Annotated in this window: 16 protein-coding genes and 1 tRNA gene; 6 read left to right on the forward strand and 11 right to left on the reverse strand. The window is 48.1% G+C overall.

The annotated features are described in order from the left end of the window. Positions 1-55: 55 nt before the first annotated feature. Positions 56-1,297 (reverse strand): alanine transaminase, encoded by a 1,242-nt coding sequence (gene alaC / locus GZ59_RS15055; RefSeq protein WP_039292901.1) that lies wholly within the window; start codon positions 1,295-1,297, stop codon positions 56-58. Positions 1,298-1,662: 365 nt separating this feature from the next. Between alaC and dgcA the strand changes: the two genes are divergently transcribed. Continuing rightward, on the forward strand, positions 1,663-2,643 hold the full coding sequence (gene dgcA / locus GZ59_RS15060) for an N-acetyl-D-Glu racemase DgcA (RefSeq protein WP_039292904.1): 981 nt from the start codon (positions 1,663-1,665) through the stop codon (positions 2,641-2,643). Positions 2,644-2,685: 42 nt separating this feature from the next. Then, positions 2,686-3,546 carry a D-amino-acid transaminase gene (locus GZ59_RS15065; protein WP_039292907.1) on the forward strand — a complete coding sequence of 287 codons (861 nt, stop codon included), beginning with the start codon at positions 2,686-2,688 and terminating at the stop codon, positions 3,544-3,546. An 80-nt stretch (positions 3,547-3,626) separates the two neighbouring features. On the opposite strand, the gene GZ59_RS15070 is transcribed toward GZ59_RS15065, so the two are convergent. Beyond that, a complete protein-coding gene (locus tag GZ59_RS15070) occupies positions 3,627-6,074 on the reverse strand; it encodes a DUF3772 domain-containing protein (RefSeq protein ID WP_011094642.1) in 2,448 nt (815 codons plus the stop codon). 397 nt (positions 6,075-6,471) lie between these two features. Between GZ59_RS15070 and GZ59_RS15075 the strand changes: the two genes are divergently transcribed. Continuing rightward, positions 6,472-6,548, forward strand: a tRNA-Arg gene (locus GZ59_RS15075). Between the two features lie 198 nt (positions 6,549-6,746). On the opposite strand, the gene GZ59_RS15080 is transcribed toward GZ59_RS15075, so the two are convergent. The 5 genes from GZ59_RS15080 to GZ59_RS15100 form a co-directional block, all read right to left on the reverse strand. Beyond that, entirely contained in the window at positions 6,747-7,850 is a 1,104-nt protein-coding gene (locus tag GZ59_RS15080; RefSeq protein ID WP_011094643.1) for a PDDEXK family nuclease, read from the reverse strand. Positions 7,851-7,860: 10 nt separating this feature from the next. Further along, the gene (locus GZ59_RS15085) at positions 7,861-9,516 is read right to left on the reverse strand and encodes a restriction endonuclease subunit S (RefSeq protein WP_011094644.1); all 1,656 of its coding nucleotides are present in this window, start codon (positions 9,514-9,516) and stop codon (positions 7,861-7,863) included. Further along, positions 9,516-10,988, reverse strand: coding sequence for a type I restriction-modification system subunit M (locus tag GZ59_RS15090; RefSeq protein ID WP_011094645.1), 1,473 nt, complete (start codon positions 10,986-10,988; stop codon positions 9,516-9,518). Before GZ59_RS15090 ends, GZ59_RS15085 begins: the two co-directional genes overlap by 1 nt. A gap of 72 nt (positions 10,989-11,060) precedes the next feature. Further along, on the reverse strand, positions 11,061-13,487 hold the full coding sequence (gene hsdR / locus GZ59_RS15095) for an EcoAI/FtnUII family type I restriction enzme subunit R (protein WP_039292912.1): 2,427 nt from the start codon (positions 13,485-13,487) through the stop codon (positions 11,061-11,063). A 136-nt stretch (positions 13,488-13,623) separates the two neighbouring features. Beyond that, positions 13,624-13,926 carry a hypothetical protein gene (locus tag GZ59_RS15100; RefSeq protein WP_011094647.1) on the reverse strand — a complete coding sequence of 101 codons (303 nt, stop codon included), beginning with the start codon at positions 13,924-13,926 and terminating at the stop codon, positions 13,624-13,626. Between the two features lie 581 nt (positions 13,927-14,507). Here GZ59_RS15100 and GZ59_RS15105 point away from each other — a divergent pair. Then, a complete protein-coding gene (locus tag GZ59_RS15105) occupies positions 14,508-15,485 on the forward strand; it encodes a DUF1852 domain-containing protein (protein WP_011094649.1) in 978 nt (325 codons plus the stop codon). Between the two features lie 27 nt (positions 15,486-15,512). Then, complete coding sequence (locus GZ59_RS15110) at positions 15,513-16,544, forward strand: methionine synthase (RefSeq protein WP_011094650.1); 1,032 nt, start codon at positions 15,513-15,515, stop codon at positions 16,542-16,544. Between the two features lie 133 nt (positions 16,545-16,677). Here GZ59_RS15110 and GZ59_RS15115 read toward each other — a convergent pair whose 3' ends face one another. From GZ59_RS15115 to GZ59_RS15130, 4 genes are all read right to left on the reverse strand, one after another. Further along, entirely contained in the window at positions 16,678-16,899 is a 222-nt protein-coding gene (locus tag GZ59_RS15115) for an acyl carrier protein (protein ID WP_010300175.1), read from the reverse strand. Between the two features lie 17 nt (positions 16,900-16,916). Next, positions 16,917-18,350: an AMP-binding protein gene (locus GZ59_RS15120; protein WP_011094651.1), complete on the reverse strand. Its 1,434-nt coding sequence runs from the start codon at positions 18,348-18,350 to the stop codon at positions 16,917-16,919. Beyond that, complete coding sequence (locus GZ59_RS15125; RefSeq protein ID WP_011094652.1) at positions 18,347-19,465, reverse strand: membrane-bound O-acyltransferase family protein; 1,119 nt, start codon at positions 19,463-19,465, stop codon at positions 18,347-18,349. The genes GZ59_RS15120 and GZ59_RS15125 overlap by 4 nt, the downstream gene beginning before the upstream one ends. A gap of 129 nt (positions 19,466-19,594) precedes the next feature. Next, on the reverse strand, positions 19,595-20,731 hold the full coding sequence (locus GZ59_RS15130) for a D-alanyl-lipoteichoic acid biosynthesis protein DltD (RefSeq protein WP_011094653.1): 1,137 nt from the start codon (positions 20,729-20,731) through the stop codon (positions 19,595-19,597). A gap of 935 nt (positions 20,732-21,666) precedes the next feature. Here GZ59_RS15130 and GZ59_RS15135 point away from each other — a divergent pair. After that, a complete protein-coding gene (locus GZ59_RS15135) occupies positions 21,667-21,867 on the forward strand; it encodes a hypothetical protein (RefSeq protein ID WP_011094655.1) in 201 nt (66 codons plus the stop codon). Positions 21,868-22,000 lie beyond the last annotated feature (133 nt).

The raw sequence follows: 22,000 nt of genomic DNA on the forward strand, positions 1-22,000 counted from the left end.
CGCTGTCACGGCATGTTTATGTTGCTCCCAGTCAGGCGACTGGGAGCCGAGGATATCAGGCAGCAGGGCCCTTTCCTGCTAAGGGTTTCGTGGTCGGTAAGATACCGTCAGCGCGGAACATCGTTTTAATGCCGCGCACCGCCTGCCGAATACGATCCTGATTTTCGATTAAGGCAAACCGAACATGGGTGTCGCCATAATCCCCAAACCCAATACCGGGCGAGACGCAAACCTTCGCTTCAGACAGCAACCGCTTGGCGAACTCCAGCGACCCCAGATGCGCATAGGCGTCAGGGATTTTCGCCCAGACGTACATTGAGGCTTTCGGTTCATCAACCATCCAATCCGCTTCATGCAGACCACGTACCAAAACGTTACGGCGCTGGCGATATTGCTCGGCAATATCCCGCACACATTGCTGATCGCCTTCCAACGCAGCAATCGCAGCAACCTGCAACGGCGTAAACGTGCCGTAATCGTGGTAGCTCTTAATTCGCGCCAGCGCGTTTACCAGCTCTGGATTTCCGACCATAAAGCCAATGCGCCAACCCGCCATGTTATAGCTTTTCGACAGCGTGAAGAATTCCACCGCGATGTCCTTTGCGCCGGGAACCTGCATAATCGACGGTGCCTTCCAGCCGTCATACACAATATCGGCATAGGCCAAATCATGGATGACCAACACGCCGTACTGTTTAGCCAACTCAACGACGCGCTCAAAGAAATCCAGTTCGACGCACTGCGCCGTCGGGTTTGACGGGAAACCGAGAATCATCATTTTCGGCTTCGGAATACTCTCGCGGATAGCGCGCTCTAATTCATTGAAGAAGTCGACGCCTTCCACTAGCGGCACGGAACGCACCTGCGCCCCGGCAATCACCGCGCCATAAATGTGAATCGGATAACTGGGGTTCGGCACCAGCACCGTATCACCATGGTCCAACGTCGCCAGCATCAGATGCGCCAGCCCTTCTTTGGAACCAATCGTGACGATCGCTTCACTTTCCGGATCGATATCAACCTCATAGCGATCGGCGTACCAGCGGGAGATCGCACGGCGTAAGCGTGGGATCCCTCGGGAGGTCGAGTAACCATGGGTATCTTCACGCTGTGCAACTGTACAGAGCTTTTCCACGATATGAGGAGGCGTCGGGCCGTCAGGGTTACCCATGCTGAAATCAATAATATCTTCGCCGCGACGACGCGCAGCCATTTTTAATTCAGCAGTGATATTAAATACATACGGGGGAAGACGATCGATGCGCGTAAAACGGCGCGGAGAAGTAGAATCAGCCATAACATCCTCAAATTAACGTGAGCGCCCGGACCGTCCGAGCGACGCAGTGCCTGTAAAAAGCACTCTACTCAACATCATTCAAATCGCAGACAGGCAGTTTCGTTGACCACCAGGGTACATGCGATCTGAAGTATGGTGAGTCGTTCCAAGCTATCTCAGATAATTCGCTCTGTCGATACCCGCTCATAAATTTTCTCAGCCAGGAATTACACCTCATTTATTTCTTACTCACATCGCGAAAAATGAAGAATACGCGCAGGAAGAAGCATTACACTTTAGCATCAGATCGGCCCTGTCAAATGAGGCACTTACGGTGCTGGGGCACAATAGGGTTAATTCGAGATGGTTTATTCAAGAGCAAACTTATGATCGAGATGCGATATTTCACCGAAAGTTGGCCAATAGAGGGAGCATTTACCATTTCACGCGGCAGCAAACGTCAGGCGGATGTCGTTTTCGTTGCGCTCCAGTCCGGTAACGTGACGGGCTATGGCGAATGCGTTCCTTATTCACGTTACGGTGAATCACTCGACAGAGTAATGGAACAGATTGCCTCACTGCACAGCGATATCCGTAACGGTCTGGATCGGGAGGCGCTACAAACCATTTTGCCAGCAGGCGCGGCGCGTAATGCGATCGATTGCGCATTCTGGGATCTGGAGTGCAAGCAGCATCAGCAACGCATTTGGCAGCGTCTGAATCTTCCTTCGCCAACAGCGTTGGAGACGGCCTATACGCTATCGCTCGATACACCAGACCGCATGCACCACGCTGCGATACACAATGCCAATCGCCCTCTTCTCAAATTAAAGCTAGCAGACGCAGACGATCTGGCCAGAGTTGCCGCCGTTCGCAAAGGCGCACCATTGGCCCGCCTGATTGTGGACGCTAATGAAGGATGGGATACCGAGCGCTATCTAACTCTGGTTCCTGAACTCGCCGCGCTTGGCGTAACGATGATCGAGCAACCTTTCCCTGCGGGGAAAGATGATGTGCTGGCAGATCTGCCCCGCCCGATTCCCGTCTGTGCCGATGAGTCCTGTCATGACAGTCAGTCACTGACCGCCCTAGTGGCGCGCTATGACATGATCAACATCAAGCTGGATAAAACGGGTGGACTGACTGAAGCCCTGCGTTTACGACAATACGCGCAAGCGCAAGGTTTAAAAATTATGGTCGGCTGCATGGTGAGCACATCGCTTTCGATGGCACCCGCATTTGTCGTGGCTCAAGGTGCCGACGTCGTCGATTTGGATGGCCCACTGCTCTTGCAGCGCGATCGCACTAACGGACTGCACTATAACGGTAGCGAAATATTACCGCCCGACGCATTATTGTGGGGATAACGCGCGTTAACCTGCATTGAGCAACTATTAAGGAGTGTTGTGATGCAACGTCTTGTTTACGTTGATGGACAGTATTTAGAAGAGAATGAAGCAAAAATTTCTGTATTTGATCGTGGTTTCTTGTTTGCCGACGCCGTCTATGAAGTGACGGCGGTAATCGATGGCAAGCTGGTTGATTTCCCCGATCATATTACTCGCCTGCAACGCTCCTGCCGCGAGTTATCGCTTACGTTGCCCGTCACCGCAGAGGCGCTCAAAGATATCCACAATGAGCTGATCAACAAAAACGATCTGAAAGAAGGCGCGATCTATTTACAGCTTAGCCGTGGTAATGCCGGCGATCGTGATTTCTATTTCCCTTCTGCTGACGTTAAATCCACGCTAGTTTTATTCACTCAGGCGCGTTCGCTGGTCGGTAACCCGAAAGCAACAACAGGGCTACACGTTGTCACCACCGAGGATATCCGCTGGCATCGTCGGGATATTAAAACCGTCAGCCTGCTCGCCGCGAGTCTGGCGAAAGAGTATGCCCATGCGAATAAGGCAGACGACGCCTTCTTTGTCCAAGATGGCTTCATTACCGAAGGCAGTTCCTGCAACTGCTACATCGTCCTGCATGACAATACGGTTGTGACCCGCCCACTCAGCAACGATATTCTGCACGGTATTACCCGTCAGTCGCTGCTCAAGCTGGCAGAAAAGGACGGTATTACGCTGGAAGAGCGCTGTTTTACGCCGGAAGAGGCGTATCACGCCAAAGAGATTTTTGTCAGTTCAGCCACCATGATCGTCCTCCCCGTCGTGATGCTGGATGGAAAAACGATCGGCGACGGCAAGCCCGGCCAGATTACTCAGCGGCTACGTGAAATCTATCTCGATATGATTAACCAGCAGGGAAAATAGCCGCGATTCACACCCTGTGAGCACGGCTTCGATGTCCATCCGTTATCCGTTCAATATCGGATAACGGATGGCTGAGTAAATTATTTATCCTCGCCCGAAATGCTGTCAGGCAGAGCAAGCCCTGAATTTTCCAGCACCATCTTCTGCGGTACGGCCAGTGGAATGTTTGATGCCCGTAGCCGTTTGATGATCTCAAACAACAGGTCGCTCTTCGCTTCCGATACCATTCTCGGGCTGCTGACATAGCCCGTAACGCTCAACACCATGCCAGTCGGGTTCAACTGACTGAATTTCACTGACGGTGCAGGTGACTCCAGAATCGCATCGTGGTTGATGTAAGCATCCAGCAAAAGTGTCCGAACTTCTTCAGGATCGATATCCAGCGGGAACGTTAGTGCCAGCGTGGCAACCCCAAACGGATTCCCCATCGTAATATTGCGCACATTCTGTGAAATGAATTGAGAGTTCGGCACGATTACCGTCGAGCGGTCACCCAGTTGAATTTCCGTCGCACGCACGTTAATCCGACGGATATCTCCTTCGACCCCGCTGATACTGACCGAGTCCCCGACTTTCACCGGGCGTTCCGTCAACAAAATCAGGCCAGAGATAAAGTTCTTCACTATCTCCTGTAAGCCAAAACCGATACCCACCGACAACGCACTGACAATCCACGCCAGCTTGTTCCATTCAATCCCCAATGTCGCCAACGTCAGCAGAATAATCAGGATATAACCGATATTGCTGAATAGCGTCACCAGCGACGCACGGATTCCTCGCTCTAGCGTCGTCTTAGGAAGAAACTCATCTTCCAGCCAGCGTTTTGAGGAGCGTAAGACATAAACCCCTACCACCAGAAAGAGTACGGCATTGACCAGATGGGCAGGCACGATGCTCAAGGTTTCCAGCCCTTTCCCTCCCCAGATTTCAACAGCTTTTTGCACCAACTCCAGAGGAGTAGTAGTGCCAAACGTGCCATTAAGTAAGGCGACGGCTGCCATCAAAATCAAAAAGACTTTACCACCAGCCGACAGAAGCAATGTGGCCTGAGCCAGATGCCGATCGTCCAAATTGAGCGAATTTTTCATTCGCTTGCCGCTGGCATTGTTGGGAGAAAAAAGACTTTCGCAGATATCGGTAATAAATGTTGAGAATAAATACAGGCAGGAGAACACCATGCCAATCCACACCAGCTCGAACGCAAGGAAGCGGCCTAGAGAGATATAACCGATAACCAGCGACACCAGAATAGAGAACGCCGTCGCCAATACCGCAAGATGAATAACGCCAGATAACGTCGAGCGCGCTTCCGGCTGTTCCCCTGAATGCACCATCTGCCGACGAATCTGATCGCTTTTCAGCGTGATCGTCCCCGCTGTAAACGCTAAGAACAGTGCAGATAAGCCATTCACCATAATGGTTGCCGCGACCGATGTCCCCACCGTCGCCGTCACTTGTTCAATAAAACCGAAGATCAGAATAATTCCAGCAGCAACCACAGGAAACGGCTTCATGGCTTTTGCTACAGGATTAGCAATCGCGGGCAAACGCCATGAAGGGCGCTGATTCGAAAGAAATGCTCGCCCCAACCCAGCGATCATTGAACAAAAAATTGCCTGCCTCACTAGCGCATCAAGGAAGGACACTACGCGTTCTGTCGCCTCGCCATGACGCGTGAAAGTAAAGTCGATCAAATTCACTGCAATACCGATCGTTACCACGGTTGAGATAACTGACGCCGTGGCTAAAAAGCTCCGCCGCAGCCGCCCTTCCGGTAGCCAGTGAATTCCCGCCCAGGCCAGATATTTCTCCAGATACCGACGCCCTGCCGAACTCATAGCCATTGCAATCAGAATCAGGAAAGCAGAGCCGTAACGCCAATCTGGCTCCCAGGCTGCCGTAAAGGCATCACTTAATTGATCCTGAAAGGCACTCAGACGACGTACATCCTCGGCCTGCGGTGCTACAACAGGAGCCCAGAAACGCCCGCCCAGAATGCTGCCGGAATTCAAGGCCAGTTGCGTTTTCAGCGCACTACGACGCAGCGTAACAATCTGCGCAGACAGATTAGCCGCACTGGTACGTAAAGCCTGAATCTGCTCAATCTGCGCGTCCATTTTTGCTTTTTGCGCATTCAGGCTGTTGCGCTTGCGCGTCACTTCACTGGTTTCACTAATACTGGAACCGGATTCTGGCGCGGGCCCTAATACATCCAATTGAGCCTGAATTTGAGCACGCTGCGGTGCAACCGCATTAGAAAGCTCGTTGGCGTTATTCGCCAATTCCTGCGTTGTGTCATTCAACGCACCAAATTTGCTGTCGTTATTTGTGCCTGAAACCTGCTGCTTGATGCTATCTAACTGCTTTTGCAGCTTGATCAACTCAGCATCAACATTAATTTTTACTGGCGCATCGGTCTGCGCGGGCTGTGGATCAGAATCCGCACTCGCCGCCGATGCATATCCAACAGGCAGCATCAACATCGCCAGCAGACAAACGCGCAAGAATGCGGATGAAAGAATGTTCATAAATCAAAAGGTTCCAAAGTTCGACAAAATAGCGGATTCACAAATAGCCGAGCAACAAGCCTCGCGAGTGAAAGCAGCCCACACTCATCCAAAGCCCAACGAATGCGGGCATAGTGTACCAATAGCGCAGGGTGCAGAATATGCCTGTTCATAACTTGAAAAGAATTACTGAACGCGTCCAGCAGATAAGACTGAAACTATCATTACAATGTCTAATTCATGTGGACGACGCTCGCAATTGTGCAAAAAAACCACACCAGAAAAAGCAACATCCACCAAAGTTGTACAGGGATTCACCGTATAGCGTAAATCCAGCGCCAACCCGTTGACTCACTGGGACGTGTGGGTATAATCCAGCCCACTGTTGCGACAAGCAGCAGCCACTTCTTTGCGCAATGCGCCCTTAGCTCAGTTGGATAGAGCAACGGCCTTCTAAGCCGTAGGTCACAGGTTCGAGCCCTGTAGGGCGTACCATTTCGAAGTAAATAGACGTCAACCGACGTCTTTTTTTATTCCTTAAATTCAGTGAGTTAGCTATAAATTCGCTATTTTCAGTCAACCAGACTCTACCGACATATACGTGTAAGTATCCCAATAAACCGAACCATTCGCTTTTAGACGTCTTCTGAGATACTCATTTCTTGTCTGTTGGGAAAAATCATCACCTGAGCATTACAATTCCGCGTTCCAATTTCCGAAATAACGCTTTAATTTCTCGACAGTGTGTCGCCATTTCTGGGTTGTAGGCTTGCAGACCGTATTTTGATTACCGAAGAACCCCACTTCGTTAACCGCCTCTTGTTCACTGCGGGTTTCCAGCCATTTTACGGAAACAAAATACTCAGACTTTTCGGGATCATCCGCGTTCAAGCGATAGAGATCGCTGTGCTTCAGCACATCCATTGCCAGCTTTTCCCCCTCTTCGGTGTTGATAGTGAAGCTGCTGGCAGGTTCAACGGCGCTCTGCACAATACCAACGCCAACGTAGCCTTTCGCCGGGATTTTTACCCACACACGGTTGCCCGGTTGTAGCTGTTTTAACGTCTGGCTGTACCAGCTTCCGCCGCCCGCACTGATAAAGTTGTAGTGTTGCGCCTCTTCCCAGACACGGCTTTGCGGATCGCCAAACGAGACATAAAACTCCCCGTTCCACGGTTCCTTCGCGTTTGCGTTTGCTACGGCGGTGGCCTGTGCGGCATTGGTTTGTGTCTCGCTCGGGTCGATAAGCCAGGTGCGGCTTAAGAACTGCTCGTCGCCGTGCTGGAATACCTTAAAGAACAGCACATTAATTGAGATACCGTTTTTGCTCAGATAGTCCACGATACGTTCGGTAGACGGATCCAGCTCCGCTGCCACAATGATGATTTGGTGCGACTGGTTGAGTGACTCTTCTTCCAGTTCAGTATTGAAGCGTTGCTTGAACGCGTCTCCCAGATTACCGCCACCGGAGAATTTTTCATAAATCTGCGACAGACGATCGGCGGTTAAATCATCCACCCAGGAGGCGTAATCCAGCGCCTGAGCAACGACTTCACGCGGCGTACGGTCTCGTTTAAGTTCAATCAGGATCAGCGATGCATCCGGCGCAATAGCCAACAGGTCGATACGCCCTTTATCGAGCGTCGGTTCCTGATGCCCGATAATCATCCACTGGTCAGAGAGGATGGTGGGATCGTTTAGAATCATCTTCTCCAGCAGTTGTTCGCTGCCGAGTTTGCTGATGGTCAGCGGCTGAGGGTTTTCCCCTACTCGCCAGATAGCATGATGAACCGGCATCGTCTGTTCCTTAGTTTAATGCTGCGTCGGTGAGGGCATCCGCCAGATGGAGCTGGGTTTTCTGGACGGATTGTAGGCGGGATGTCAGAGAGCCACAAAGCAAGAAGAGCTCTTTGATTTTAATCACCAGTTGATTCTGAACAGCGAAAGGAGGGACAGCTATAGGTATTTCCTCAACTACTTTCTTGCTTATTTTAGGCATTGTTCCTGACGTTCCAGTCATTTTTGACCACATGAAATCCCTGGCAAAAGGAGAGGATAACCACAACACGGCATATTCAGGTAATAACTCATCTTTTGTTCTAATTTTCATCATTAAATCTGGATAGATTAAATCATCAAAATCCTCTTCAATTAACAAGCTACAACCTACAAAATTAGATGAATTACCCCGCTGAATTAAAATATCATTTTTCTTAAGGAATAAATATGATTTATCTTTTACATCAATATCAACATACTTAGTTTCTTGCAGCTTCAAATAACCATACGAGGTCGCACCTAACTTTAAGACTTTTACATCAGTTTCATATTTTACTTCACTAGGAGATAGACCATTTTTAGGTCCAAACGACAGATATTTCTTTAAATGACTTCTCTGGCTAAACTCAGCACTTTCGATCAACAATCCCATCACCGCCAGTTGCAGAATGGTTTGCTTAATCGCATCGATACTCGCTTCGGTGGTAAATAGCGTGTCGAAATGCTGGCTGATTCGCGCCCAGTTTTCGGCGAGTTCTTCGGCATGTTGACTATCGACCAGCGTTGCCAGCAGGGTTTCCACCAGCTGCTGATGTGCATCCAGACTGGTTAGAGATTGCTGTTCCAGTTGGTCGCAGAGGGACATAAGCTCTGCTGCTTTGTCGTTTATCCTTTCCTGTTCCCTTTGCGGAGGGAATGGAACTAAGAAAGAATTAACAACAGAAGAATTTAATTCCGCCTGATTTGTTGTACCAGATAATAATGTATTCGAATGTTTTGGATCAAAACGCTGCTGTATCCCATAAGTAGATATATAGTTACTAATAAACTTTCCGTTATCTCTAACGGTTCGAATTAACGTAACATGGCTATCGACAACAAGTTTTTCTTTAACTACAGGAAGATAAATAACCCTACCAGCAGTGCCACCAGCACCAGTTGAGTTCCAAAGGACATCCCCATCTTTCAAAAATCGATCTTTAGTATATGAATGAATAGATTCATCCGTTATCCAACGAGATTGTTCTAATTTAAAACCGCTCCATTGCACACATTTCTGAGACACAACTTTTACAGAACCATGTTCAGCGTACTTCGGGCCTTTTCCTCGTTGTATGTACTCACTGATATCACTCAACCTTACCCATTCCCATACCTCCGGCAGCTCAAACGGCTTCTCATCCTCACTAATTTCCGGCAGCAGCTTCTGTTTTTTAATTTTTCCCTGCTTGACCAGCTCGGCTTTCTCGGCAGCAATACGTTTTAGCAGCTCAGACGCGGGTTTATCATTCGGGTCCTGCGGCACCAGTTTGCCGCGCACCGCCAGCTCCAGAATCAGCTCACGCAGTTTCTTAATGCCATAGAGGTCGATTTTGCCATTACTACCACGCCCCGCAGTAGAACGGGTTTGCAGCGCAGAAGACCAGATAGCGATATGATCGGTGATCGGCTTCTCAACGGTCATTAGTTCGCCCCCTTGTTGCCCGCTAGCGCAGCGCCGAGGATGTCGCGTAACTGGTTACGCAGTTCGCTGATTTCCGCCTGCTGCGTCTGGTACTGCGCCAGCAATTCATCCGGGTCATGGCTGATGGTTTCACCTTGATACGGGTTCTTGATATCAAGATTGAAGTTGCGGGCGATGATGTCGTCGATGCTGACTTTCCACGCCTGCTTGTTTTCTTCACGACTGGCAAAACCGTCAGCTTCGTTGCCCCACCAGTCGATCTCGGTCTGGAATTCTTCAAACTTCATCGGTTTGGTTTTGCTGTAGTTCTTCACGCCGTCTGGGTACGGATGTTCGTAGAACCACACCTGTTTAGTCGGCTGACCTTTGGTGAAGAACAGAATATTGGTTTTGATACTGGTATAGGGATTAAAGACGCCCTTTGGCAGACGCACGATGGTGTGCAGATTGCACTCTTCGGTGAGCAGTTTTTTGATTTTGGTTTTCACACCTTCGCCAAACAGCGTGCCATCCGGTAATACCACCGCAGCCCGGCCTTTATCGGCAAGCACTTCGATAATCAGTTGCAGGAACAGATCGGCGGTTTCACGGGTCTGCATTTCTGCCGGGAAGTTTTTCTCGATGCCGTCCTCTTCGGTGCCGCCAAACGGTGGGTTGGTCACAATCACATCAACCTGTTCATCCCACGAAGAGAGCGGCTTGTTAAGCGTGTTGTCGTGGCGGATCTGCACCGGCACTTCAATGCCGTGCAGCAGCATATTGGTAGTACACAGCAAGTGTGGAAGCTGCTTTTTCTCTACGCCATAGATCTGCTTTTGCAGCGTTTTGTGGTCTTCGGTGGTAATAACGTAATTGTCTTTCACATGGTCGAACGCGCAGGCGAGGAAGCCGCCAGTACCACACGCCGGGTCCATAATTGACTCACCCAGTTTTGGGTCAATGCGGTTGACCATAAAACGCGTTACCGCACGTGGAGTATAAAATTCACCTGCATTGCCCGCGCTTTGCAGGTCGCGCAGGATCTGCTCGTAGATATCGCCAAACAGATGGCGTTCCTGACTGCTGCTAAAGTCGATTTCGTTTAGCTTGTTGATCACCTGACGCAGCAGCGTACCGTTTTTCATGTAGTTGTAGGCATCGCTGAATGCTTGTTTGACCACAAAGCCACGCGGGTTCTTATCAATCGGCGCAGTGAGGTTTTTCAGGATCGGGAACAGATCATCATTCACAAATTCCAGCAACGCATCACCCGTGATGCCCTCGCTGTTCGCCGCCCAACTACGCCATAAATAGCGCTGTGGGATCGGAAACTGGTAGTCATCCTGCTCCAGTTCCAACTCTTCTTCCTGAGTATCAAAAATCTTCAGAAACAGCAGCCATGAAAGCTGCCCCAAACGCTGGGCATCGCCGTCCACCCCGGCGTCTTTACGCATAGTGTCCTGAAGGGATTTAATGACTGAGCTAATCGACATGTTTTCTTTCCATACTTAAAAAAGGATGCCACCGGTCGCAGACGCGGCCAGTGGCAATGTATTTATAGGTTATCAGGCTGAGCGCGGCGGTAACTGGTAGATTTCGTTTTCCAGTTCGTTGACGGCTTTCTCATAAGCCTTCTTGTCACCAAAGCGGGTTTTAATGATCTCTATCGGACGACCCAGCGCATCAAACGGTTTCAGCTTGAGTACCTGGACATCCTCGATTTCCTGCACGCCTTCATCGGCGTATTTATCCAGCAGCGTGTTGAGCACCTGCTGCGCCGGTTCTGCATATTTCGTAAAATAGTTACGCTTACGCACATTCGCCGCACGCTCCTGACGCGTTAACGGCGGCTGACCGTACACCACATGACAGAGTAAATCAAACGGGTCAAGATCTTTACCCACCTCTTCCGCCAGCACATCCCACAGAATCCCCAATTGCTCCAGTTCTTCTATAATGACCTGTTTGCGTGGTGCATCCTGCCATTTGCGTATAAAGCTATCCAGTGAAGCGTACTCACCATCTTTGAGCATCGTTTTACGGGTGTAATCCTGAAAGGATTCTGTCACCAGTTTGCCATCAGAATCGTAATACTGAACGCGCTTAGCCAACACTTTTACATCTACACCGTTCACATAGAATTTGCGGACTTCGTCATCGTCATGGAATTCACCGTTTCCCCAATGCTTATCATGATTAATCTGATAGTCAGCGGCGTCTTCTTGCGCTTCATTGGCGATATTATCGCCGTCATCTTCCTCATCCAGCTTTTCATTGAAATCAGAATCTTGATCAGAAATGTCGCAGGGTTTTACCACCAGCACTTTTTCTGGCAAACCATCAAAGCGTGGATCGGCAAACAGCTCTGTCGCTTTTTTGAAGTCGAGAATGGTAAACCACAGCTTGCCGTACTTTTCGTTGATTCGCGTGCCGCGCCCGATGATCTGTTTAAATTTGGTCATGGACTGGATGTTTTGATCCAGCACGACCAGCTTGCAAGTCTGCGCATCGACGCCGGTGGTCATCAACTCTGAGGTTGTCGCAATAACGGGGTAGGCTTTTTTAGGATTAATAAAGTTATCCAGTTGCGCCTTGCCGATATCATCGTCGCCAGTGATTTTCATCACGTATTTTTCGTTCTTAAGCACCTGTTCAGGGTTAAGTACCACCAGCGCATGACGCATTCGATCGGCGTGATCGATGTCGTTACAGAAAACGATGGTTTTATCCATCGGGTTAGTACGTTTCAGGTAATCGGTGATGGTCTGCGCCACCAGCATCGTGCGTTCATCAATGACTAGCGTGCGGTCAAAATCTTTCAGGTTGTAGATGCGGTCTTCAATTTCTTTACCGTATTTATCCAGTTGACCTTTTATTGGCCGCCAACCCTGCACATCCACGTCGATATCAACGCGTACCACTTTGTAAGGCGCGAGGAAACCGTCCTCAATGCCCTCTTTCAGCGAATAGGTGTAAACCGGTTCACCGAAGTAATCGATATTGGAGACCTCTTCGGTTTCCTTTGGCGTGGCTGTCAGACCAACCTGCGTGGCATTGCCGAAATACTCCAGAATCTCCCGCCAGGCTGAATCTTCAGACGCGCTGCCACGGTGGCATTCGTCAATCACAATCAGATCAAAGAAATCCGGTGCCACCTGCTTATAGGCTTTTTGATGTTCTTCCGGCCCAGTAATCGCCTGATACAGTGCCAAATGCACTTCATAGGCCGGATCAATGGTGCGTCCGGTGACTTTGGCCATGGCTGGGCCAAAAGGCTGGAAATCGTTGTTTTTAGTCTGATCAACCAGAATATTGCGGTCCGCGAGGAACAGGATTCGTTTTTTGTTTTTGGCTTTCCACAGCCGCCAGATTATCTGGAACGCCGTATAGGTTTTGCCCGTGCCAGTCGCCATGACCAGCAGAATACGGTTCTTACCTGCCGATACGGAATCCACCGTTCGATTAATCGCCTGCACCTGATAATAACGGGGAGATTTCCCGCTGCCGTCGTCGTAATAGTCTTGACTGATAACGGGCAACTGCTCCTGAGTGAACCCTTTCCAGATACAGTATTTTTGCCAGAGCTGTTCAGGCGTTGGGAAATCACTGAGAGCAATTTCAGATTCGAGCTGCTGCGGATTGGTTTTATCGTGGAAGATAAATCCGTCACCGTTGGAGGCAAATACAAAGGGAACGTCGAGCAGGTTAGCGTAGTCTAACCCCTGCTGCATCCCTTTGCTGATGGCGTGCTTGTTAGCTTTGGCTTCGATAACTGCCAGCGGCAAGTTATGTTTATGATACAACACGATATCGGCAGATTTAACTTTGATACGTGAGGCCAGTTTTCCACGAACCACAATCTTGCCATCACGCAGTTTCACTTCCTGACGAATCTGAACCAAATCATCCCAGCCTGCATTCTTAACCGCAGGAAGGATAAATTTGCTGATGATGTCCGTTTCGGTCAGATGAGTTTTGTTTACGCCAGCCATAGCAGAACGCTCAATGGAATAGGATTAGCTCTGATTTTACACAGATTAGTACGTCAGGTAATGACCCGGTGTGATAACTCTCCCTCTCCACGTAGAGATTCCATACGGTGTGGCCTTTTTTTCCTTCTTACCTCGATTATTCAAACCACAATGAAGAAAGCCCTATAACCATCACAATGCCCATAATCACCTGAATCAAGACGATAAAAAATGCAAGGACGCCAAGCACTGTGATTTTTCTACGAAGGATAAACGTAATGCCGGAAAGTACAGCGCTGAACAGAATTGTTTTAAGCAGGTAAGCTAGCGGCACCATTGCTGCGTGGCCTGTCTGCACACCTGCCATCCCAATGAGACCAAGAAAAAAACCGCCGCAAAAACCCCATCCCCAGAACGTCATCGGCAAACTTAGTTGCCCTGTTACCAGCTTTTTCAGCACGGTTGCATCCCTTTTATAATGTTAGTGCATTAACAATCATTATCCGCCAAGTATCTTGGTCTGCCGCACACTTTAATTCCAGCTAAATGCAACTATCACGAGAGTAAATACTTGATGTCAGGGATACTTCCTGCCGTCATTACGGACAGTTTGCTATCAGTTCTATCACGCTAATGGGACTGATCTATGATGCTGAGAAATCGGTGAACTCAGAAAAGAATCTCACCGTGCTTGAGGGTTTTCTGCTCGTCTGGACGTGCAAGCTTATGGTGTTGACGCTGCGGTGCATACGAGGAAAATTCGTGCGGAACTGGCAAGACAAGGAACACTCATCGGCTCGTATGATGCCATGCAAGCGGGTCATGAGCGGTTCCCAGGTTTCCTGACCACACACCTGATCATGAATATAATTCATCTTTGATGAAATTAACTCTCTTTCACTCATCCAATGACTCTGGCATAAAATATGCAATATTAACGTATTGACAACATGAAGACTGCTGAGTGATAAACAAACAAGATCATTAAAATCAACAAATTAATTCAGTTTTCATATCAAAATTTAGGATGCAAAGACCGCGATGAATAAAGATTTTACATTTACGATTAAGAGCAGCTGCTTCGATGAGAATTATAACCCCTCCGAAAACACGCGTATCACGACCAACTTTGCTAATTTAGCCAGAGGGAAGAGTCGCCAGGAGAACTTACGCAACACGTTAGTGATGATGGATAATCGCTTCAATACATTGGCGTATTGGGATAACCCTAAAGCTAACCGTTACTCTGTCGAACTTGAGATCATTTCCGTTGAGATTGATATTGAAGGCAATGGCGATACCTTCCCTGCAATTGAAATATTGAAAACGAATATTGTTGATAAAAAAACCAATGAACGCATTGAAGGCATCGTAGGGAATAACTTTTCCTCTTACGTCCGAGATTATGATTTTAGCGTATTACTGCCAGAGCATAATAAGAGTCATCCCGGATTTAGCACGCCAGATAATTTTGGCGATTTGCATGGAAAATTATTTAAATGTTTTACGAATTCAAAATTTTACAAAGATAACTTTAATAAACAACCGGTTATATGCCTAAGTGTTTCAAGTAAAAACACCTATCATCGGACGGGGAATCAGCATCCTGTATTAGGCATCGAATATCAGCAAAATGAACCTTCCTTGACCGATCATTACTTCGAAAGGATGGGGTTACAGGCTCGCTACTTTATGCCTGCAAATAGTGTTGCACCTTTGGCTTTTTATTTTTCTGGTGATTTGCTGAACGATTACACGAATCTTGAGCTTATTAGTACTATCAGCACGATGGAGACTTTCCAAAAGATTTATCGACCTGAGATTTACAATGCTAACTCGGCAGCAGGGCAATACTATCAACCCAACCTGAATAACCAGGATCATTCATTAACAAAAATTGTTTATGATCGGGTAGAACGCAGTCAGTTGGCTATTGAGCAAGGAAAGTTTACTGAAGAGCACTTCATCAAACCCTACAAGAATATTCTTGAACAATGGTCTGCTCACTACGCGCGTTGATTCACCAAAAATATAAGGTCACCTGTTATGAAAACATTGCTACCTACTTCAACTGCTGGCAGTTTGCCCAAACCGTCCTGGCTCGCAGAGCCTGAGAAACTGTGGTCCCCCTGGAAATTACAAAACGAAGAGTTAATTGACGGGAAAAAAGATGCCCTGAGTTTGTCGCTGTTTGATCAACTGCGTGCAGGTATTGATATTGTTAGCGATGGCGAACAAACGCGCCAACACTTTGTCACGACGTTTATTGAGCACCTTAGCGGCGTGGATTTTGAGAAACGTGAAGTCGTTAAAATTCGTAATCGCTATGACGCAAGCGTACCAACCGTTGTCGGTGCGGTGACGCGTCAAAAACCGGTTTTTGTTGAAGATGCCAAATTCTTACGTCAACTCACGAAGAAACCGATTAAATGGGCTCTGCCAGGGCCGATGACGATGATCGATACACTCTATGATAACCACTATAAAAGCCGCGAAAAACTGGCCTGGGAATTCGCAAAAATTCTCAACCAAGAAGCCAGAGAACTCGAGGCTGCTGGTGTGGATATTATTCAGTTTGATGAACCCGCATTTAATGTCTTTTTTGATGAAGTGAATGATTGGGGTATCGCCGCGTTAGAAAGAGCGATTGAAGGGCTGAAATGTGAAACAGCGGTACATATCTGCTACGGATATGGCATCAAAGCCAATACAGATTGGAAAAAGACGCTGGGATCAGAGTGGCGCCAATATGAAGAAGCGTTTCCAAGACTGCAAACATCCAATATCGATATCATCTCACTGGAATGCCATAATTCGCATGTTCCCATGGACCTGCTTGAACTAATTCGCGGTAAAAAAGTGATGGTCGGGGCCATTGACGTGGCAACCAATGCCATTGAGACACCAGAGGAAGTAGCCGATACTCTGCGAAAAGCGCTTCAGTTTGTCGATGCAGACAAGCTCTATCCTTCAACCAACTGTGGCATGGCTCCTTTACCTCGTCGGGTAGCCACAGGCAAGCTCAATGCGCTAAGTGCTGGCGCAGAAATCGTCCGAAGAGAACTCTTGGCTAAATAACACTATTGTAGTGGCATCGTGAATTTGGACACTGACCCAGCGCTAGTGTAAACATCTCAGCATCCACAAAAAAAGACCCTGAATAAACCTATCCAGGGTCTTTAAATAGTGTAAAACCGTCGCTGTTTAGGGATTAGCCACGGTTCTCTTCAATGTAACGAGCCAGATCCGCAGGGGTCTTCAGAACGGTAGCGACTTCGGTTGGTGGGATCACGCAGCCGTAAACGTCCTGCACCTCCAGCACCAGATCGACCGCCAGAATCGAGTCGAGAATATCGGACTCAATCAGCTCATCGTTAAAGCCCACTTTACGGGATAAGATCTTTTCAAACAGCGCGAGTATTTCTTGTTCCATAATTTTTCCTGGGATAATTAAATCGTGCGGGCATGGGTATCCAGCAGTTTACGATCAATTTTGCCGTTAGGATTCAGCGGCAACGCATCTTTGATAATGATTTGGGAAGGCACCATGTAAGGCGGAATCACCTTAGAGAGCGAGGTTTTAATCACTTCGGGTGCTAAGCTCGTCACGCAGAATGCCGCAATACGCAGCACGCCACCGCCCGATTTCATCAGCGGCAGGACAACCGCTTCGCTGATGTCGGATATCGCCAGCAGGCGATTTTCAATCTCGTTGATTTCAATGCGGTAGCCATTGAGTTTGATCTGGCTGTCATTGCGGCCCTGACAGTAAAGGAGCCCGTTCTCATAGCCCAGGTCGCCGGTTCTGTAGCCTCGGAACGCTTCACTTTCCCGATGCAACAATTTCTCAGCGTTCTCCTGCGCGAGCCCAAGGTAGCCGCGCATCACATTTTTGCCCCAAATAATCAGCTCACCCTCAGCGGTAATTTCCATTCTGGAATCCGGCATCATCGCGCCAACCGGCAGCAGATCGTTTTCGCTATGCAGGATGTCATCGGTGATTTCGATGACGGTGGTGGCGATAGTCGCTTCCGTTGGGCCATAGGAGTTGAGAATTTTGGCGTGCGGGAAGCGGCGGCGTAACTGTTTGACCAGCGCTTTGTTTAGCACTTCACCGATGAACACGAAGACGTTGAGTTCAGGTAAATATTCACTGTTGAACTGAGGAGAGAGCAGTTTCTGATAGGCAAAAGATGGCGTTGAAACCCAGACAGAAACGCCATTGTCTTTTAGGCGATCGAGCCAGTTTTCTGCCGCAATATCCTCTTTCGCATTCAGAACGATGTGCCCCCCAGTGGCAAGATTCGCCAGCAGCGGGATCAGGGAGAGATCGAAACTGAACACCGCATGGTTCATCAGCACTGGCGCGTCTGGCAGCGAGAAATCCTCACGCACCCACTTCATGAAATGCCACAGGCTTTCACGCCCGATCTGCACACCCTTGGGTTTTCCGGTGCTGCCGGAGGTGAACATGATATAGGCGAGATTCTGCTCGACCAGTGCCTGACCAGCCTCACCGGTAGCAATGAACTGCCGGGTCGCGACATCGTAGTAGTAAGGGGCGTTCGCCAGGTGGCAAATCTCCTTAAGCCGCTCCTGCGGATAGATGCAGTCCACCGGGATATACGGAATGTTATGCAGCAGGCAGCTATAGATCGCCACGGCAAACTCCGCCTGCTGATGCCCATATAATACGACGGGTGAACCTGCGGGCCGCTGGCATTGCTGATAGCGATGCGACCAGTCTGTAACGGCAACGGATAGCTGTTGCCAGGTCATCGCGTCATCGCTACCGCTAATCGCCAACTGATTTGGGTTAGCGGGTTGAAGTAATGCCGCACGAAGGAAATCTTGCAGTTCCTGAAGCTCTGAATGAAGGTTCATAGAGGAGACATTCCGCTAAAGATGTAGAGGGAGGCTGCGGCGCTTGCCAGCGTCAGAATTCGACCGATGAACGCAATAACCGGATGATGTAGACAATTGTTCAAAGCCGGACTGCGTTTAGCAGACCACTGCAACATGTTGTGAGCAACGGAAATGGCGCCGAACAGCGCGCCGCTGATGACATAGTGTCGTTCGAGTCCGTTCCATGCCCCCATACAAAACAGGGTGCAGAAGATGCCAATATTTTGCGCCAGCGTTTTGTTCTGTCGGAAAAAATCGAGCTTCATCAGATTCATATAAATCGGCATAAAGACCACGTCTCTCAGCCATTCAGACAGGCTGATGTGGAAACGCCGCCAGAAATCTTGCGGGTTTTTAGCCAAAATGGGCATATTGAAGTTCGCCGGGATATTCAGGCCAAATAAGCGCCCCGCGCCAATAGCCATATTGCTGTAACCGGCAAAATCAAAATACAGATAGGCGCTGTAGGCCAGCGACATCACCACACCAACGCTTAGCGTAAACGGACGATGGCTCCACGACTCAATGACCAGATTATTGATCAACATGGCGAATAAGAACTTCTGAATAATACCGGTAAGAATTTGCTCTATGGCCACTAAAAACTGCTCACGGGTCATCGTGAAAACCGGTTTATTAATGTCAACAAGCCATGTCCGCCAGCGATACATCGGGCCAGCCAGAATAATAAAAGGCATAAAAAGGTAGCAGAAGTAATGCAGGAAATTCTGACCATCTTTTTTGCTGCGATAAAGTAGAACGTCAATCGCGCGGAAGGTCATAAAAGACAGACCGATCATGCCCCAATGGTTATTGAGGTGTAATTTCACCAAAAACAGCGGAAGCAACGTCAGGCTGACCGCCTGCCAGGTTTTTAACCAGCCTTTCTCTTTTAAGGTGACGATAATATAAAAACTCAGGAAAACCGCCACAGGAACAACGTAATCCCCCTGGAAAATATATCCCCAGCCCAATACCGCCAATACGGAAAAGGCGGATAAATACGTCAGCCGATAACTGAATACGCGATTAATCAGCGCAAACAATAATGCTGATGAAAACAGAAGGAAAAAAAACATTCCGGAGCTGTACATCATTCATCCTTCAGAATTTTTGATATTCAAAATGCACTTTTAAACTCATGCTTTCATCAACAGAGGTCCATGCAACGATGGTTACCGCCAGAAAGAGATAAAGGAAAAAAAGACGAATGGCAGTTTTCATCATTTAAAACTCTCAGCAATAAATTTATCCATCGCGACCCATGCTGGCTCGGTTGGGTGCAGGCGATCCCAATTCCAACCGTTCTGATAAGGCTGCGCATACATATCAAAATAAGGAACTTTATTTTCCTCCAGCATCGACCTGATCTGGCCATCGACTGGCTGGAATTTCTGGGAGTTATTAATCGCCCACGGATTAATCGGATCGACAATGACGACAAACTGGGCGTTGCGCGCTTTAAGCAATTTAATCGTCGCCCGTAATGCCTCCATTTGCGCAGGAACAATCGGCGCATTGTCCCACTCTTCCGGTGTTTGATCGTCGGCAAAAACAGTCTTATCCATCCACAACGTGGCGACGCTTTGCTGACGCGACTTATTCAACTCATGAGCCTGAGTCAGTTCGCGATCCCAGTCAGGCGCAACATTGGTCGTTGACGTGTGAGGCCACGGTTGCGTGGGTTGCGGGACAATACGTAGCATCGCCAGCCAGTAGTTTTTTATCAGCTCACAGAAATTAGCAAATTGATAACTCACTTCCTGCCAAATAATTTGTGGGTGCCAGCCATAGACTTTCATTTGGCCGAAAGTTAAATGGCTGATATCTTCTTTATCGATATGTTGTAAGTAATTGACCATAAAAGGACGCGTTTGGTCATCCTTCATCAGCGGATTAAAAATAGATGCTGGGAAATTGTTGGCAAAAATTGACGGCGGAATGCCGTCTGAATAAAAGCTATCGGGTGCCAGAAGCAAAACAACTTTACTGTTAGCGTTAAGCTCGTTTTTAAAACGCGAGAGCAGTAAAAAATGCGTGACGCTATCGACATAACTATCGCCATAGGCCACTACCGGACGATGTAACTGGTTATTAAAGTAATTATATACTGCGTAATGTTCGTCTTCAGATGTCGACACTTCAGAAGCACCGAGAAAGAAAATCGCATTTCCCTGTAAGGCATGGGAAATGGTGGCTATTTTTTCCCTTTGTTCTTTTGGCGTTCCTTCCATGGTGTTAATCAGTGGCTGGAATGTTAGCGCCGGATCAAAGCTCGTCACCAGCGGGGGAACGCTAAGAAACAGGATGGCGAGGGTAGCCATCAGGATATGTAGGCAGAGAGTATTTTTGATTTTCATTATAAAGTAAGACTACATGATATTTATTGTTTGAAATTTGTGAATTTTTATCTTCACGGTAAATCGATCCCTGTATTTTTGGATTATATACCAGGGTTATCTTCGATGATGAGCGTTGCTGTGTAACGGTATGTACAGTGTTTATGTCCGTCACAATAATCAGGTTAGAGACTACGTCAGGAGACGATTTCCTGTATCTTTTCTCGCTTACTCAGTCTGAACATGAGGGAGAAAGGTTCGATGGCAGGAGCCTCGAAAGTCACAGTTTACTGGTAATGCGGGGATGATTGGACTCAAGGAAACTTCGGCTATGAATAAGTGCGGGATAGCGCAATCCTTGCTTCCCTTTTAGTTAACCTGACAAATCGCTATCTTAGTGTTAATTTAATAAATTCGCAGTTTTACCGCACTCGGTATACCACCACATGTTTTGTGAGGCTACTGTTGCGCGATTGAATTTAAGATCAGGCTTATGTGTAATTGCAAAGAACTTCCCACTAGTGTGGCTGAGATCGAACATTGGGGGCACGGCTTCCATTTTCCGAATGCATTAACTCATAATCGGCATTTTGAAACTCTGGATAGTGAGTATTTCGAACCGCAGCTTGATTACTCAGAATTCATGTATCGCTGTACGGAATGCGGGCAAGCATGGTACATCGAGTGCACGCCAGAAGCATCCCCCTCCTCCCTATTCGCCTTAAAGGTTCGGGATACCGAATCATTACCTTCAGATAAAGAGGTAAAGTCAGCCAAAGAACACCTTTGTATTCTTGCGCACGGCGGATTCGATTCAGAAAAGTGCAGGATGGCAGGGTGCCAAAACGACAAGCTATTGGGCCGTGAACTATGCTATTTGCATCTATCTTTTCCATAACGTATGGAATTGAACAGCGCTGAGCGGTAATGTATACAAAAAGCTAACAGGAGAATGTATGAAATACCGTCAGGCTACTATCCATCGGCTATTGATCGCCTTGATAACCCTGTTTGTTACCGCCTGTTCCTCCAATGCGAAAAAATCCCCCACGGATGAAACGCCGGAGTGTATGAAGTATCGCTTGATGATGACGGCCCCCTTGCCACCAGCGGAAATGATGAAGTTAAAAAATCAGTGTGAGCAGTCAAGGCATTAACGCGACAGTTTTTTTATCAGAGTTCAGCTAAGCTCAAACTTATTTTTATTGGACAGGGGATTACGCAAGAATAAACCTACTCCCCTAAGCAATAACGCTGGAAAATAGCAAACTTCATCACAAAAGGCGGCTA

The organism is Pectobacterium atrosepticum, from assembly GCF_000740965.1.
Taxonomy (GTDB): domain Bacteria; phylum Pseudomonadota; class Gammaproteobacteria; order Enterobacterales; family Enterobacteriaceae; genus Pectobacterium; species Pectobacterium atrosepticum.

What these genes read in the sequence shown, in the direction of transcription:
- alaC (WP_039292901.1), bottom strand. Translation starts at nt 1,297, where the DNA reads ATGGCTGATTCTACTTCTCCGCGCCGTTTTACGCGCATCGATCGTCTT.
- dgcA (WP_039292904.1), top strand. Translation starts at nt 1,663, where the DNA reads ATGATCGAGATGCGATATTTCACCGAAAGTTGGCCAATAGAGGGAGCA.
- GZ59_RS15065 (WP_039292907.1), top strand. Translation starts at nt 2,686, where the DNA reads ATGCAACGTCTTGTTTACGTTGATGGACAGTATTTAGAAGAGAATGAA.
- GZ59_RS15070 (WP_011094642.1), bottom strand. Translation starts at nt 6,074, where the DNA reads ATGAACATTCTTTCATCCGCATTCTTGCGCGTTTGTCTGCTGGCGATG.
- GZ59_RS15080 (WP_011094643.1), bottom strand. Translation starts at nt 7,850, where the DNA reads ATGCCGGTTCATCATGCTATCTGGCGAGTAGGGGAAAACCCTCAGCCG.
- GZ59_RS15085 (WP_011094644.1), bottom strand. Translation starts at nt 9,516, where the DNA reads ATGACCGTTGAGAAGCCGATCACCGATCATATCGCTATCTGGTCTTCT.
- GZ59_RS15090 (WP_011094645.1), bottom strand. Translation starts at nt 10,988, where the DNA reads ATGTCGATTAGCTCAGTCATTAAATCCCTTCAGGACACTATGCGTAAA.
- hsdR (WP_039292912.1), bottom strand. Translation starts at nt 13,487, where the DNA reads ATGGCTGGCGTAAACAAAACTCATCTGACCGAAACGGACATCATCAGC.
- GZ59_RS15105 (WP_011094649.1), top strand. Translation starts at nt 14,508, where the DNA reads ATGAATAAAGATTTTACATTTACGATTAAGAGCAGCTGCTTCGATGAG.
- GZ59_RS15110 (WP_011094650.1), top strand. Translation starts at nt 15,513, where the DNA reads ATGAAAACATTGCTACCTACTTCAACTGCTGGCAGTTTGCCCAAACCG.
- GZ59_RS15115 (WP_010300175.1), bottom strand. Translation starts at nt 16,899, where the DNA reads ATGGAACAAGAAATACTCGCGCTGTTTGAAAAGATCTTATCCCGTAAA.
- GZ59_RS15120 (WP_011094651.1), bottom strand. Translation starts at nt 18,350, where the DNA reads ATGAACCTTCATTCAGAGCTTCAGGAACTGCAAGATTTCCTTCGTGCG.
- GZ59_RS15125 (WP_011094652.1), bottom strand. Translation starts at nt 19,465, where the DNA reads ATGTACAGCTCCGGAATGTTTTTTTTCCTTCTGTTTTCATCAGCATTA.
- GZ59_RS15130 (WP_011094653.1), bottom strand. Translation starts at nt 20,731, where the DNA reads ATGAAAATCAAAAATACTCTCTGCCTACATATCCTGATGGCTACCCTC.
- GZ59_RS15135 (WP_011094655.1), top strand. Translation starts at nt 21,667, where the DNA reads ATGAAATACCGTCAGGCTACTATCCATCGGCTATTGATCGCCTTGATA.